General features: G+C 71.0%; 16 protein-coding genes and 1 pseudogene. 10 read left to right on the top strand and 7 right to left on the bottom strand.

Annotated features, from left to right (window positions below; all coding sequences use genetic code 11):
* Positions 1-40: 40 nt before the first annotated feature.
* From ACFXOA_RS22635 to ACFXOA_RS22620, 4 genes are all read right to left on the bottom strand, one after another.
* A complete protein-coding gene (locus tag ACFXOA_RS22635; protein WP_385031393.1) occupies positions 41-2,530 on the bottom strand; it encodes an FtsX-like permease family protein in 2,490 nt (829 codons plus the stop codon).
* Complete coding sequence (locus tag ACFXOA_RS22630) at positions 2,527-3,300, bottom strand: ABC transporter ATP-binding protein (RefSeq protein WP_385031390.1); 774 nt, start codon at positions 3,298-3,300, stop codon at positions 2,527-2,529. The genes ACFXOA_RS22635 and ACFXOA_RS22630 overlap by 4 nt, the downstream gene beginning before the upstream one ends.
* The gene (locus ACFXOA_RS22625; protein WP_385031387.1) at positions 3,293-3,562 is read right to left on the bottom strand and encodes a hypothetical protein; all 270 of its coding nucleotides are present in this window, start codon (positions 3,560-3,562) and stop codon (positions 3,293-3,295) included. The genes ACFXOA_RS22630 and ACFXOA_RS22625 overlap by 8 nt, the downstream gene beginning before the upstream one ends.
* A gap of 211 nt (positions 3,563-3,773) precedes the next feature.
* Positions 3,774-3,995 (bottom strand): hypothetical protein, encoded by a 222-nt coding sequence (locus ACFXOA_RS22620; RefSeq protein ID WP_385031384.1) that lies wholly within the window; start codon positions 3,993-3,995, stop codon positions 3,774-3,776.
* A 313-nt stretch (positions 3,996-4,308) separates the two neighbouring features.
* On the opposite strand from ACFXOA_RS22620, the gene ACFXOA_RS22615 reads away from it, so the two are divergent.
* Entirely contained in the window at positions 4,309-4,986 is a 678-nt protein-coding gene (locus tag ACFXOA_RS22615; RefSeq protein ID WP_385031578.1) for a 4'-phosphopantetheinyl transferase, read from the top strand.
* Positions 4,987-5,053: 67 nt separating this feature from the next.
* On the opposite strand, the gene ACFXOA_RS22610 is transcribed toward ACFXOA_RS22615, so the two are convergent.
* A complete protein-coding gene (locus ACFXOA_RS22610) occupies positions 5,054-6,478 on the bottom strand; it encodes a helix-turn-helix domain-containing protein (protein WP_385031382.1) in 1,425 nt (474 codons plus the stop codon).
* 395 nt (positions 6,479-6,873) lie between these two features.
* Between ACFXOA_RS22610 and ACFXOA_RS22605 the strand changes: the two genes are divergently transcribed.
* The 5 genes from ACFXOA_RS22605 (at position 6,874) to ACFXOA_RS22585 (ending at position 12,025) form a co-directional block, all read left to right on the top strand.
* A complete protein-coding gene (locus ACFXOA_RS22605) occupies positions 6,874-7,632 on the top strand; it encodes a DUF4232 domain-containing protein (protein WP_385031379.1) in 759 nt (252 codons plus the stop codon).
* 292 nt (positions 7,633-7,924) lie between these two features.
* On the top strand, positions 7,925-8,593 hold the full coding sequence (locus tag ACFXOA_RS22600; RefSeq protein WP_385031376.1) for a DUF4097 family beta strand repeat-containing protein: 669 nt from the start codon (positions 7,925-7,927) through the stop codon (positions 8,591-8,593).
* A 47-nt stretch (positions 8,594-8,640) separates the two neighbouring features.
* Positions 8,641-9,630, top strand: coding sequence for an ABC transporter ATP-binding protein (locus ACFXOA_RS22595; protein WP_385031373.1), 990 nt, complete (start codon positions 8,641-8,643; stop codon positions 9,628-9,630).
* On the top strand, positions 9,627-10,403 hold the full coding sequence (locus ACFXOA_RS22590; RefSeq protein WP_385031369.1) for an ABC transporter permease: 777 nt from the start codon (positions 9,627-9,629) through the stop codon (positions 10,401-10,403). Before ACFXOA_RS22595 ends, ACFXOA_RS22590 begins: the two co-directional genes overlap by 4 nt.
* 314 nt (positions 10,404-10,717) lie before the next feature.
* Entirely contained in the window at positions 10,718-12,025 is a 1,308-nt protein-coding gene (locus tag ACFXOA_RS22585) for an LAETG motif-containing sortase-dependent surface protein (protein ID WP_385031366.1), read from the top strand.
* 115 nt (positions 12,026-12,140) lie between these two features.
* Here ACFXOA_RS22585 and ACFXOA_RS22580 read toward each other — a convergent pair.
* Together ACFXOA_RS22580 and ACFXOA_RS22575 are read right to left on the bottom strand one after the other, a co-directional pair.
* Positions 12,141-12,374: pseudogene (locus ACFXOA_RS22580) on the bottom strand (DUF664 domain-containing protein); the annotation flags it as partial.
* Positions 12,375-12,395: 21 nt separating this feature from the next.
* Positions 12,396-12,791, bottom strand: a complete 396-nt coding sequence (locus tag ACFXOA_RS22575) for an ATP-binding protein (protein WP_385031363.1) — start codon at positions 12,789-12,791, stop codon at positions 12,396-12,398.
* 113 nt (positions 12,792-12,904) lie between these two features.
* Between ACFXOA_RS22575 and ACFXOA_RS22570 the strand changes: the two genes are divergently transcribed.
* The 4 genes from ACFXOA_RS22570 to ACFXOA_RS22555 are packed head-to-tail and all read left to right on the top strand — an operon-like array spanning position 12,905 to position 14,469.
* Positions 12,905-13,729: a Scr1 family TA system antitoxin-like transcriptional regulator gene (locus tag ACFXOA_RS22570; protein WP_385031360.1), complete on the top strand. Its 825-nt coding sequence runs from the start codon at positions 12,905-12,907 to the stop codon at positions 13,727-13,729.
* Positions 13,726-13,929, top strand: coding sequence for a DUF397 domain-containing protein (locus ACFXOA_RS22565; protein WP_385031357.1), 204 nt, complete (start codon positions 13,726-13,728; stop codon positions 13,927-13,929). The genes ACFXOA_RS22570 and ACFXOA_RS22565 overlap by 4 nt, the downstream gene beginning before the upstream one ends.
* Positions 13,930-13,940: 11 nt before the next feature.
* Entirely contained in the window at positions 13,941-14,222 is a 282-nt protein-coding gene (locus tag ACFXOA_RS22560; protein ID WP_385031354.1) for a putative immunity protein, read from the top strand.
* A complete protein-coding gene (locus tag ACFXOA_RS22555) occupies positions 14,194-14,469 on the top strand; it encodes a hypothetical protein (protein WP_385031351.1) in 276 nt (91 codons plus the stop codon). The genes ACFXOA_RS22560 and ACFXOA_RS22555 overlap by 29 nt, the downstream gene beginning before the upstream one ends.
* The last annotated feature ends 95 nt before the right edge of the window (positions 14,470-14,564 follow it).

Raw genomic sequence — 14,564 nt, 5'->3', positions numbered from 1 at the left:
TCTCGGGGTGGTGCGGGGTGGTGACGCCGTGCGTGCGCGGCTACTCGCGCGAGCCGGCGAACTGGGCGGCCCGGGCCCGAAGGGCCGTACCGACCGGCACCACGGTGCCGATCACGGCCAGCAGGGTGGACAGGACGGCCACTCCGATGACGACGGCGTACGGCACCACGATCGGCGTCGCTCCGAACAGCTGGAGCAGCGCTCCCCACAGGCCGGCCAGGTTGACCGCCGTGGCCGCGAGCGCCAGTACCACCCCGAGCGCGGACACGAGCAGCGACTCCGCGACGAAGAAGCGGAGGACCTGCCACGGGGTCGCTCCGGTCATCCGCAGCACCGCGAGGTCACGGCGCCGGTCGGCGGTCGCCATGAGGAGTGTGTTGAGGATGGCGATGAAGCAGAAGATCATGATGATGACCGCCGTCGAACGCTGCCGTACCTCCGTGAGGTGACGTGCGTACGCGCTCTCCGACGCGACGAGCTGGTCCCTGGTCATGAAGGCCGCCCCGCTGCCCGCCACCGCCTCGCGGATCTCGGCGGTCACCTCGGCGCGGTCGGTGCCGGGGGCCAGTGAGATGTACGCGCGCCGGGCGAGACCGTCCCTGGCGTAGGCGGCGGTCGGCGCGAACCGCTCGGGCAGATAGGCGACGTCCTCGCCGCGCAGCGCCTTGTAGGTGGCCGCCACCCGGAGTTCGACGTTCCGGCCGTCGGCCATCCGCACGTCGAGCTTCGAGCCGACGTCCATGCCCCACAGATCGGCCACGGCGGTGCTGTTGTCGTCGAGGTCGTCCAGGGAACCTTCGAGGATGTCCAGGTCCATGGTCTTCTTCAGCGCCTCGGGGTCGACCACGAGGCCGTCGTTCTCGTCGTAGCGGTCCTCGTCCTTGGTGTAGATCGTCGTGAGGACCGGGGCCGCCACGTACACGCCGTCGATGGCCGCGACCCGCTCGATCACCTGCGGGCTGATGCCCGGAGTTCCGTCGGGAGCCAGCGCGTACTGCGAACTGACCTTGTTCTGGAGCCCGTTGTCCCGCGCCGCACCCAGCGAGTCGGTCGCGGCGAGCAGCGAGAACGCGAGCCCGACGGTGAGCAGGACGGGCGCCGCTGTCGCCGCGGTGCGCCGGCGCGAGGTCAGCGCACTCTCCCGTACGAGCATCGCGGTGGGGCCGGAAGCCCCCCGGAAGGGCAGCATCAGCAGTCTGACGAGCGGCCCGACGACCAGCGGCGAGAGCACGGCCGCGGCCAGTACCGGCACCATCAGAGACACCACGTAGACCGTGGGTGAGAGCACGCTGGTCGGCGACCCCACCGCGATCCAGCCGGTCCACCCCACACCACCGGCCAACGCGGCCACGCCCAGCAGCGCACGCCCGCGCGTGACACCGGTGTCGTCGACCGAGGCCTCGCGCAGCGCCTCGATGGGCCTGATGCCGCCGGCCCTCCGGGCGGCGGCGGCCGCACCGCCGACCGCCACCAGAAGCCCGACCAGGAAGGCGGCGGCGAGCGGCGCCAGGACGGTCCAGTGCAGCGAGGGCTCCACCGTGAACCACTCGGGCGAGATGTCCATGGCGATCAGCATGTCTGCGAGCAGTTGCGCGCCGAAGAGCCCCAGGGCCGTGCCGAGCGCGGAGGCGACGACGCCGACGAGCAGCGCCTCGTTGCGCACCATCTTGCGCACCTGCTTCGGTGTGGCGCCGACGGCACGGAGCAGGGCGACCTCACGGCGGCGCTGGATGACGGCGAAGGCGAACGTGGAGGCCACCACGAAGATCGCGGTCGTCCCCGCCACGCTGGCCATCACCGGCACCAGCGTGATCGTGTTGTCGAGCGTCTCGCGGTCCTGGGCCTCGCTGGCGTCCGCCTTGTGCCGGTCCTGGCCGGTGAGCACCGCGGCGTCGTCGCCGACGGCGGCCCGTACCTCCGCCAGGGGCCCGAGGGCCACCAGGGACTCGATGCGCGGGGACAGCCGGGCGGCCTCCGCGTCGGAGAAGAAGACCGCGTCCTCCCACTCCACCGGGGAGAAGGTGCCGCTCACGGTGTAGCGGGCGACGCCGGAGGCGGTCAGGACGGTGACCTCGTCGCCGGTCCTGGCCTGGTCCGAGGGGACCGCGACCTCCTTGTCGCCGGCCGGCTCCTTGCCGTCGGTGAGCCGGTAGCCACCGAACCTGGCCACCGGCCAGGGGTGGCCGACCTGGTCCTCGGGCCCGTCCAGGAGCTGCGCGTAGAACGCGCGGTCGACGACGGTCCCACCGGTCGCGGCGACCTTCTGCCGAAGGCCGTCGGAGATGCCCTGGGCCGCCTCGGGGGACCTGATGCCCAGGTCGTGGTGGGCGGGGTCCCAGTCCGGGTCGGATGCCTGCACCACCGCCGGAGCCTGCGCGAAGCGCTCCACCGGCCGGTCCGGCAGGTCCAGCATCGTCATGAGGAGTACGCCCATGGCCGCGACCTGTGCGACCCCGAGCACCAGCGCCACGACGGTGCCGAGGAACGACACCCATCGCGCGCGCAGGGTCTGGAAGGCAACCCTGATCACCGTGCCACCGCCAGGGCCGTCATCCGGGCCGCGACCGCCTCGGCCGTGGGCGAGAGGAGCTCGCCCACGAGACTGCCGTCCGCGAGGAACAGCACCCGGTCCGCGTACGCGGCCACGTTCGGGTCGTGCGTGACCATCACGATCGTCGTGGTCACCCGGCCCTCGTGGCCCGGCGCACCGCCCTGCGCCGGCACGGGAGCGCCTGCCAGTCGCCGTAAGGTGTCCAGCAGTTCGCGGCCCGTGGTCAGGTCGAGCGCACCGGTGGGCTCATCGGCGAAGAGCACGGCCGGGCGCGCCACCAGCGCACGGGCGATCGCCACACGCTGCTGCTGGCCTCCGGAGAGCTGGCTGGGACGGCTGCCCGCCTTCGCCTCCAGGCCCACCTGTGCGAGTGCCTGCCGTACGGCCCCGCGCTTCGGCTTGCGGCCGGCCAGCCGCATCGGCAGCGCGACGTTCTGCTCGGCGGTGAGCGACGGCAGCAGGTTGAACGCCTGGAAGATGAACCCCGTCCTGTCGCGCCGGAGTTCGGTGAGCCGGGTCTCGTTCAGCCCGACGATATCCTTGCCGTCGATGAACACCCGGCCCGACGTGGGCCGGTCGAGTCCGGCCGCGCACTGGAGAAGCGTCGACTTGCCGGAACCCGACGGCCCCATGATGGCGGTGAAGCTGCCTCTGGGGAAGGACAGGCCGATCTCGCGCAGCGCCGTCACCGCGCTGTCGCCGGAGCAGTACGTCTTGGTCAGCGACTCGAGCCGCACTGCGTCATCCATCGATTCTCCGCAATTCCAGGGTGGTGAGGGGATCAGCCGTCGACCCGTCCGCGGCCGCCGCCGGTTCGGGCCGTGCGGGCGGCTCGCTGTCCTGCCGGTCCTCGAGCGCCGCGCCCTTTCTGGTGAAGACCACGGCCGCCACCAGTGCGAGCACCGCCATCACGCCCGACACGACCACCAGCGTGTGCCGGGAGCCGACCGCCTCCAGGAGGTACCCGGTGCCGAGCGCGCCGAGCGAACTCGCGCCGGACACAAGGAGCATGACGACACTGCCGACCCGCCCCTACATGTTGTTCGGCGTGATTCGCACCTGATACGACATGCCGGAGACGGTAACAGCGGCCCCTATATGCGACGTTATGACGAAGAGAACACCAAGTATCACTGGTTGTCTGAAAGTACAGCTGTGGGCATGACCAGCGCCCACGGCGTATGCGCCATGCTCATGATCTGGCGCATGGCCCAGCGCTTGATCAGCCACCCCCTGACCAGCGCACCGACAGCCCGCCCATGCCGCCGCACGCCATGATCAGCCCGATCGTCCCCGCCGCGCCCCCGCCCTCCCGGATGACGACGGCCACGGTGAGGATGAGCCCCTGCAAGACCGGGTTGCTCCCGGCGATGATCAGGAGGGCCGTACGGAAATTGGCTCGATCCCATACCCGGCGCAGCCCCACGGCGATGTCCGCGTGCATCCTGCGGCTCTTGCCGGCGGTTCCTTCTCCCCTCGCAGCCGCACGAGTGGGTTCAGGGACAGCAGGGGCAGCCCGACACTCGACATGAACGGCATCCACGCCGAGAGGCCGAACATGGCCCCGCTCACCGGATGACCGATGAAGTTGACGTCCCGGAGCGTGCCTCGTTCGCCGCCATCGCCGGTTCGTGCGTGCGTTCCCCGGCCATATCCGGCTTGTACGGCTTCCAGCGCCGCCGCCGAAGCGGTGGAGCCGCCCGGTACCGTGACCGCCCATGACCCTGCTTCCGACCGACGGCCCGGCTGTCGCGGGTGTGCTGGCACCGCTGCTGCCCCCGCCGGTCATCGCCTTCGACACCTTCGGCGACTGTGCGGACCCCTCCCCCTTTCCCGAGGAGGCGGCCCTGGTGGCCCCGGCCGTGCCGGCACGGAGGCGCGAGTTCGCCACCGTCCGCCGGTGCGCCCGCGCCGCCCTGGCCGGTTTCGGCTTCCCGCCCCTGCCGATCCTCAAGGGCCCTCGCGGAGCACCCCTGTGGCCCGAGGGCGTGGTCGGCAGCCTGGCCCACTGCACCGGCTACCGGGCCGCGGCGGTGGCCCGGACCACCACGGCGGCCTCCCTGGGCATCGACGCGGAACCTGCCGTGCCGCTTCCGGGACGCGTGCTGAGGAAGGTGACGCTGCCCGCCGAACGGGACGCTCTGGGGGAACTCGCCGCCCACCACCCCGGCATCCCCTGGGACACCCTGCTGTTCAGCGCCAAGGAGGCCGTCTACAAGGCGTGGTCCCCGCTCACCGGCCGCGGCCTGGGTTTCCTCGACGCCCATGTCACCCTGCGCCCGGACGGCACCTTCGGTGCCGCCCTGCTCGTCCCGGGCACCACCACGGCCGGCCCGCCCCTCACCGGCTTCGACGGCCGCTGGCGCGTGAGCGACGGCCTCGCCCTGACAGCCGTCACCGTGCCCCCGTACGGCGGGACCACTCCGCCACCGTGAGCCCCCGCGACGGGACGACCGCCCTCACCGTGCCCGTGCCCGTGCCCGTGCTCGACGGGAACACCCGTCAGTGCTCCTCCGGCACCCACTGGGAGATGTCCCAGCGGTACTGGTAGCTCGGCCGGGCCTTGAGACCGCTCGTACGGAAGGGGACGCCCCGGTCGTCGATGCGCAGGGTCCCGCTCCTTCCGCCGCTGGTCCACTCCAGCTCCAGGTACCAGGTCACGTCGTGCCCCTCCACGTGCGCGTCGAGGCTGAACACCTCGACGTCGGTGGAACTCACCCGGTACGGGAAGTCCTTCGCGGGCACGACCTTGCCGGCGTCCTCCCCGGCGACCGGCTTCGCGCGGGGCCTGCTGTCGTCCAGGTCGATGTCGAAGGTCCGCGGCGTGATCCCTCCCCCGCAGCCGCTGCCCATCGAGAACGCCGACCGGGCGAGCGCCGCGTCGCGCCCCATCACCCGCACGTGCAGCCCGTTCAGCACGACCGCCTCACCGGACTTCCCCTGAAGGGTGAGTTCGAGCTTCATGTCACCGCCGTCCACACCGTCGAGGGCCTTGGCCCAGCTGCGGGTGTCCTGGGAGGGGGGAGGCGGCGGAACGTCGTCGGGGTCGTCGTCGAGCAGGTAGTACTGCCCGCAGGGTTCCTCCCAGTTGTACGAGCTGATGGAGGCGGACACGGGGACGCCCGCTTCGTGCTGCCCGCCCGCCGACGGCGACGGGCCGTCGCCGCTCCCACCCTGCGTCGGAGAGGCCGGGTGGCTCGGGGCCGCGGACGCGCTCTCGCTCCCACCGGGGTGCACGCGGGTGCTCGCCCGGCCGGTCGGTACGACCGGTGACCGCGTGACCGCCCGCTCCGCCCGCCCGTCCTCGGCGGCGGGCCCGCCGTCCCCGTCACCGCGGAAGGCGAGGGCCACGGGCACGGTGAGGGCGACCACCGCCACCGCCGTCAGCAGGACGCGCAGCCTCCTCGTACCGCGGCGGGAACCGGGACCTGCACCGGGGCGCGCCCCCTCGGGCGTCACGTCCTCGGGGGCGGCGGCCTGAGGCGCCGCGGGCCCGGAGACGGGCGGCCCCGAGACGTCGCCCTCCGGAGCGGCGGCCTCCGGCTCCGGCGCAACCGGAGCGGCAGCCGGTTCGGCCACCGGCTCCGGCGCAACCGGAGCGGCGGCGGGCTCGGCCACCGGCGCCCCCGGGACGGGGGACCCACCGCCGGTCCCGCCCGCCTCCGGCTTCCGCACACCCCTCCGCTTCGCCTCGTCGGCCAGGATCCACTTGCGGTGCAGCGCCATCAGCTCGTCGGCGGAGGCACGGCACACCCGGGCGAAGCGTTCGACCGGCGCGTAGTCGTGCGGGACGGCGTCCCCGTTGCAGTAGCGGTGGATGGTCGAGGTGCTCATGTGCAGTCTCTGCGCGAGCGCCCCGTAGCTGAGCCCCGACCGCTCCTTGAGCTCCCTGAGCAGCGCGGCGAATTCCTGGATCTCTGTGCCCACCCCGACCGTTCCCCTTCTGTTCCTTCCCGGGACGGCGTCCCAGGGAAGTGGTGTCCGCGCAGGTCACAGGGGGTGCGAACGTTCCAGCGTCCCGTACGCCCCGGCAGCCGTTGCGAGCGGGATCCGGCGCTGGAAAGGATGTGGACACACCGCGGCGTCCCCGCGATCCGTACGTCCCACCCTCACCCCCGCACCGGGAGCCGCCGTGCGTACCCGACCTGGCGTCACTCTGACCGACACCGTCGCCACCGGAGTCCTGATCGCCTGCATCGCGATCGTCCTCTCACTCCTGTGACGCCTCCGACCATGCGTCACCACCCAGTACACCCGCCCGCACCACACCGCGCCAACCCGGCGCCCCGGGCGTTCACCACCTGAAACGGGGAGATCCACTCATGCGCAACCTTCGATTCCGCCACGCCGCCCACACCTCCGCCCTGGGGGCCGCCGCCCTGCTCACCGCCCTGTCCCTGACCGCCTGTCAGGGCGGCGGACAGGAGGCGGCGGACAGCGCCGGCGAGACCGCTGCCGCCACCGGAACCTCCGCAGCCCCGGCGGCGGCCTCGAACGGCAAGGCGGAGGACGGTGCGAGCACCCGGCCGGGCACCGACGATTCCGCTTCCGGCCCGTCGAAGGGTTCCGGTTCGGCGCGGAAGCCGGCCGCCGAACCGGCGTCACAGCAAGGGGGCGACAGCGGCGACGACGCGGCGCCGGCGGACGACCGGTCCGTCACCCGCCCGTGCGACGGCTCCAACTCCCAGGTGAAGCTCACGAACGCGCCCCGGCCCGTCAACCACATGCTGCTCACCGTGACCAACACGGGTTCGGAGGCATGCGACGCCTACCACTACCCGTTCGTGCGGTTCGGCGAGGCGCAGTCGACCCCGCCGGTGTTCGAGCAGAGCAAGCCGCAGGCCGTGGTCACCCTGCTCCCGGGTGAGTCCGCGTACGCCGGCGTGCTGACGTCCTCGGCCGACGGCAGCGGCACGGGCGGCTATTCGACGAAGAAGGCGACCGTGCACTTCCAGGGCCGGGAGGGGGCCGGATCCACCGGCCCGTCCGCGGACGCCTCGCTGCGCAAGGCGGTCTACGTCGACAGCACGCTGAGGGTGACGTACTGGCAGACGGACATCGAGACGGCCCTCATGTACTGACCCCGGCCGGCGGTCCATCGCGACCGCCCACGGCTCCCCCGACGGGCGTGACACCGCACCAAGGTGTCACGCCCGTCCGCCGTCCACGGGCGGGAAATAGCGTTCACCTTCAAACCATTGCAACGGTCGATAACGTCCCGTTGCATTAACCTTCCATCTCGTTGCAACAAAAAGCCCCCAACTACCTGCTATTACGCAAGTTTGACGCACCAACATAGTTGCCGCCCCCTCGAACGCAACGTAGCGTTTGCGATGTCAGAAACATCAAGCGCAGCGACACGAGGAGCGAACGATGCAGCAGTTCGAAACCCCCACCGCCGTACAGGCCGTCCTCGACATCCCCGCCGGCCGCATCCGGTTCATCGCGGCCGACCGCGCCGACACCACCGTCGAGGTCCGGCCCGCCGACCCCTCCCGCAGCAGCGACATCAAGGCTGCCGAGCAGACGGAGGTCGCCTGCTCCGGCGGCATCCTGAACATCAAGGCGCCCGGAGCCGGGAACCGGATCCTCGGCAACTCCGGTTCCGTGGAGGTCACCGTGCAGCTGCCGGCCGGCTCCGGCGTCGAGGCGAGGTCCGCCGCCGCCGAGTTCCGTGGCGTCGGACGGCTCGGCGACGTCACCGTCGACGGCGGCCACGGCTCCGTCAAGCTCGACGAGGCCACCAGCGTGCACCTCACCGGATCCGACGCCCGCGTCACGGTCGGCCGCCTGCACGGTCCGGGCGAGATCAGCACCATGAGCGGCGACGTGACGGTCACCGAGGCCTCGCAGGGGCAGCTCACGCTGAGCACCCAGCAGGGCGACATCACCGTCGGCGTCACGAGCGGCGTCTCCGCCTCCCTGGACGCCGGCACCGGCTACGGCCGGATCGACAACGCGCTCATGAACCAGGGCGGCACCCCGGCGCTCAGCATCAAGGCGACCACCCAGCAGGGCGACATCACCGCGCGCACCCTCTGAAGCGCACCCGACACGCGATCGACACCCGGACCACGAAGGAGCACGGCATGACGAACCCCGCCATCGCGGCGAGCGGTCTGCACAAGTCCTACGGGGACAAGACCGTCCTGGACGGAATCGACCTGACGGTCCCGCAGGGCACGGTCTTCGCCCTGCTGGGCCCCAACGGCGCGGGCAAGACCACCGCGGTCAAGATCCTCTCCACCCTCATCCAGCCCGGCCCCGGATCCGGCGCGATCCGGATCGGCGGCCACGACCTCGCCACCGACCCCCAGTCGGTACGCGCCTCGATCGGCGTCACCGGCCAGTTCTCCGCCGTGGACGGCCTGATCACCGGCGAGGAGAACATGCTCCTCATGGCCGACCTGCACCGCCTCCCCAAGGACGAGGGCAGACGGGTCACCGCCGAGCTGCTCGAACGCTTCGACCTCACCGACGCCGCGAAGAAGCCGGCGTCCACCTACTCCGGCGGCATGAAACGCCGCCTCGACATCGCCATGACCCTGGTCGGCGCCCCGCGGATCATCTTCCTCGACGAACCCACCACCGGCCTCGACCCACGCAGCCGCCACAACATGTGGACCGCCATCCGCGAACTCGTCGCAGGCGGCGTCACCGTCTTCCTCACCACCCAGTACCTGGAAGAGGCCGACGAACTCGCCGACCGTATCGCCGTCCTCCACGACGGCAGGATCGCCGCGGAAGGCACCGCCGACGAACTCAAGCGGCTCGTACCCGGCGGCCACGTCCGGCTCCGCTTCACCGACCCGGACGCCTACCGCTCAGCAGCCGCGGCCCTGCCCGACGCCACCGCCGACGCCGAGGCGCTGTCCCTGCAGATCCCGAGCGACGGCACCCAGCGCGACCTCCGCACCGTCCTCGACCGCCTGGACGGCGCCGGCGTCGAGGCGGACGAACTGACCGTGCACACCCCCGACCTCGACGACGTCTTCTTCGCCCTCACCGCAGCCACCGTCCCCACCCAGACCAAGCCCGGGACGCAGTCCCAGGACCGGAACCAGGAGACCGCACGATGAGCAACCTCTCCCTCGCCGTACGCGACTCGTCGACCATGCTGCGCCGCAACCTGCTGCACGCCCGGCGCTACCCGTCCCTCACCCTGAACCTGCTGCTCACCCCGGTCATGCTCCTGCTGCTCTTCGTCTACATCTTCGGCGAGACGATGAGCGGCGGGGCCGGACGCTCCGAGTACATCGCCTACATCGTCCCGGGCATCCTGCTGATGACCATCGGCTCCACCACGATCGGTACCGCCGTCTCGGTCTCCACCGACATGAACGAAGGCATCATCGCCCGCTTCCGCACCATGGCGATCCACCGGGGTTCCATCCTGTTCGGGCATGTCGTCGGCAGTGTGCTGCAGACGATCATCAGCGTGGTGCTCGTCGGCGCGATCGGCGTCGCGATCGGGTTCAGATCCGTCGACGCCACCGCCCTGGAGTGGCTGGCCGCCTTCGGACTGCTCGCCTTCTTCGCCCTGGCCTTCACCTGGATCGCGGTCGGCATGGGCCTCGGCAGCCCCAACGCGGAAGCCGCCAGCAACAACGCCATGCCGCTGATCCTCCTCCCGCTCATCTCCAGCGCCTTCGTCCCGCTCGACACCATGCCGGGCTGGTTCCAGCCGATCGCCGAGTACCAGCCCTTCACCCCCGCCATCGAGACCCTCCGCGGACTGCTCCTCGGTTCGGAGATCGGCAACAACGGGTGGATCGCACTCGCCTGGTGCCTCGGCCTCACCGTCCTCGGCTACCGCTGGTCCAAGGCCCAGTTCGACAACGACGCGAGGTAACCGGCGTGAATGCGCGGCCCACCCGCGCAGCCCACCCGGCCCGTCCCACCAGGGGGCGGCGCACTCCCCCACCACACGGGAGTACGCCGCCCCCTGCCGCTATGGCATTGATCACAGGGAAATCGCGCACAGGGAAGGCAACTGCCCCCTTTCGCCCCATCAATCCACCCCCGCGATGTGATAAGGCCGTGACCGGTGAAGAAAGTGTGTAGTCCAGCCACCGTCCCGGTCATACGATCGCCTCAAGTCGCATCCGCGTGAGTCATTTCCGCTGCGACCCTTCATTCTTTTCTTCCGTACCTCGAAGGGCCCTTGTGAAGATTCGCCGCACCCTTTCCGCAGCAGTCGCAGCCGCAGTCACCACGCCTGTGCTCCTGCTGGCGGTCACCCCCGCGTTCGCCGCCGACAAGCCGGCCGCGCAGACCCAGAACAAGCCGTCGATCGCGGAGCTGGAGAAGGCCGCCGAGGCCGCTCAGGCCGCGTACGACGACGCGGTGGCCGCGGTTGACGCCGCCAAGGCGGCGCTCAGGGCGTACGACCTGGACACCAACCCCCTGAATATGGCGGCCGCGGCCGCCAAGACGGCGGCCACCGAGGCGGCCGCCGCGAAGGTGACCGCCGACCAGGCGGTCACCGACGCGCAGGCCGAGGTCGACCGCCTTGCCGCGGACGAGTCGGCCACCGAGGATCAGAAGACCGCTGCGGCGGCAAAGCTCACCGAGGCGAAGACCGCCGCCGCGACCGCCGGCGAGGCCGAGAAGAACGCCGAGGACGAGGCCGCGGCAGCCCAGGAAACCCTGGACGACGCACGTGTCGAGGCCGCCCGGAAGATCGGACAGGCGCAGGACGCCGCAAAGCAGGCCCTCGCCGACAAGACCGCCGCCGACAAGGCCCTCGCCGACGCGAAGGCGGAGGAGGCCGAAGGCGGCGAGGACGGTGACGACGACGGAGACGACGGAGAGTCCTGCGTCCCCGAGCCGAAGCTCACCACCGTCGTGAAGGGCCTGCCCTCCACCGTCGTCGCCGGCACGACGACCAACTTCACGCTCCGGGTGACCAACGGCACCAAGAAGACGCTGGACGAGGTCTACCCGTTCGCGTACGTCCACGCCACGGACAAGAGCGGCATGAAGGACATCGACGACCTGGTGCACCTGCAGTGGTCCTCGTCCTCCTCCAAGTGGCAGAACGTCGACAACGAGCACTACATGGACGCCATCAGCCCCATGAAGGCCGGTGCCAAGGCCGACATCAAGATGCGCCTCAAGATCGACGCCAAGGCCCCCGCGGGCAACGGCGTCACCTTCGTCGCCGGTGACTACTGGAACGACAACGGTGACTGCGGCGGCACCCCGGACCTCGAGGGCTACGAGTTCCTGATCGCCGCCGCCGGCACTAAGACCGGCAACGTCCCGGACGCCAAGCCCGGCACGAGCAAGAAGAACGACTCGGACCTCACCCCGCTGAGCGGCGGTTCCGCGACCCCGGCGGGCGGCACCCTCGCCTCCACCGGTTCGTCCTCGGCCACCTCGCAGCTCGCCCTCGCGAGCGGCGCGGCCCTCGCCATCGGCGCCGGCGCGGTGTTCGTCGTCCGCCGTCGCAAGGCGGGCTCGCACGCCTGATCCGTGAGGCGCGGTGCCCGCCAGGCACCGCGCACCGCGAGCTGAGCAGTTCCGAGGGACCCGGCACCGGACAAGGTGCCGGGTCCCTCGGCATGAGGCCTCCCGCACCGTCGGGTCAGGGGCCGGTGACCCCGTCCACACGCTCCCGCAGCAGGTCCGCGTGCCCGTTGTGCCGGGCGTACTCCTCGATCATGTGCACCAGGATCCAGCGCAGCGACAGACCGCGGTCCCCGAGATACGCCGCCTCCGCGTCCGGCAACGCACCGGCATCGTCGAGCGCCGCATCGCTGATCAGCTCACGGCCCCGTGCGATCTCCGCCCGCCGGACGGCCAGCGCCTCTTCGAGCCCACATCGGTCCGGATCAGGGCATCAGGGCGCGGAGAACGCGCACCACACGACCTTCCCGGGGTCCCGCTCCCCGACACCCCACCGGTCGGCAAGAGCCTCCACCAGCAGCAGCCCCCGCCCCGACTCGCCGCAGGGCTCCCGGACCACCGGCTGTCCGCCACCGCTGTCGTGCACCTCCACGACCAGCTCCCGGCAATCCAGCGTGAGCCGTACGAGATATCCCCGCCCCGGCGGAACCCCGTGCAGCAAGGCGTTGGTGGCCAGTTCGCTCACGCAGAGCAGCAGGTCGTCCACCCGCGCCCCGAAACCCCACTCCTCCGCGGCGGCCCTCACGAACTCCCGCACGACGGCCACGGACCTGCGCTCACGCCGGCAGAACCGCTCGCGCAGCAGGGAGGGTTGCATCGTCTCGTTCATGGGACGAGAGTCACCCTGTGTGCATACCCTCATGCAGTAGGTGAGCCCGTACAGATCTCTTGTACGGGCCGCGCATGCATGACGTACGTACGAGAACGGGGAGTTCCGACCGTATGCGCCCCACGAAACGCCGAAGCCGGAACGCCTCGGCCATGAAGCTGATCGGCAAACTCGTCGGCCTCTTCCGCGTCACGGCGGACCTCACCCAGGCCCAACTGGCCCACCGAGCAGCCGTGCAACTCGAAACGATCGCCTCCATCGAACAGGGCCGCCGCGCGCTGCTCCCCGACCTCGCCCACCGCCTGGACCAACTCCTCGACACGAAGGGGGCACTGGGGACGGCCGTGGACAACATGCCGGAGGTGGACCTGATCCCGGCGTGGGCGGAGACGTTCATCGATCTGGAGCGGGAGGCGTCCACCCTGTCCTTCTACGAGAACCAGGTGCTTCCGGGCCTCCTCCAGACGGAGAGCTACGCCCGCGCCGTGTTCAGCAGCCGTGTCCCGGCCTTCTCCGAGGAGGAGATCGAGGCCCAGACCACCACACGGCTCGATCGCCAGGGGATCCTGCACACTGATGTCCCGCCGTGCATCAGTTTCATCGTCGCCGAAGCCGTGCTCCTCGACAGGCTCGGCGGTGACGCCGTGTACAAGGAGGCTCTGGAACACCTCCGCACGTGCTCGGCCCTTCCAGGCGTCACCATCCAGGTGATGCCGGTCGGCCGGCACTCCCATGCCGCCCTGGACGGGCCGTTCGTGCTGCTGGAGACGGCGGATCACCAGCATCTCGGGTACACGGAGACCCAGCGTGGCAGCCAGCTCATCGCCGACCCCGACGAGGTCAGCATCCTCTCTCAGAAATATGCGATGCTGCGGACACAAGCCCTGAACACGGAGGACACCAGGGCCTTGCTGGACCGGCTGCTAGGAGAGCAATGAGCACCGCACACGAGTGGTTCAAGTCGAGCTACAGCGGCAGCGAAGGCGGCAACTGCCTCGAAGTCGCCTACGCCCGCCCCGAGTCCGCCGCCCATTCCACCACCGTCCACCTCCGCGACTCCAAGAACCCGGACGGCCCCACCTTCACCGTCACCCCGGCCGCCTGGGCGTCCTTCACCGCGTACGCGGCCGGGAGCTGACCGCCGGGGACATGACGGCAGAGCCGGGCACGGTCGAGCTGACCGCACAGGACCTCCGCGCGGTGACGGCATTCGCCGCGGCCCGCGCGGAGCCGGTACTCGGCCTCTTCGAGGCCGGTCGGCCCGACGACTCACGCCCCCGCGAGGCGATCGAAGCGGCCTGGGCGTTCACCAGGGGCGGCGAGCGCGGACACAGGCTGGAGTGCGCCCGTCCCGCTCCCGCGCAGCGCCGCCGACGTCACGGCCGCCCTGCCGGACGTTCCGATGATCGTGGTGACCGCGCGGGGCCATGACGACACCCAGTCCCACCTGTGGCAGGACGACGTGCTCCGGCAGATCGGCACCCTCAAGGCGGGGCTGCACGCCCGTCTGGCCTCGTCGGTCCCGCGCGGCGAGCACCGCACACTGCACGACGCTGGCCACGCCTGGCTGCGCGAGGAGCGCCAGGACGCGGTACTGCGCGCGATCCATGACCTGCTCGGCATGGTCCGACGTGACCATGCGGAGCCTCTTGCCCCGTCACACCCGGCGACGCACTGATTGACATCCTCGCCGCCCTGAAGGACGGCGATTCCCGCCTACCGTGCCGTTGAGGGCTGCGGTGTCGGGTGGGTTCCTGCTTCGCTGCGCGGTGC

The sequence above is a fragment of the Streptomyces sp. NPDC059166 genome, from assembly GCF_042755185.1.
Taxonomy (GTDB): Bacteria; Actinomycetota; Actinomycetes; order Streptomycetales; family Streptomycetaceae; genus Streptomyces.
Note: the sequence above shows the minus strand (reverse complement) of the source record. Positions and strands in the feature narration are given on the sequence as shown.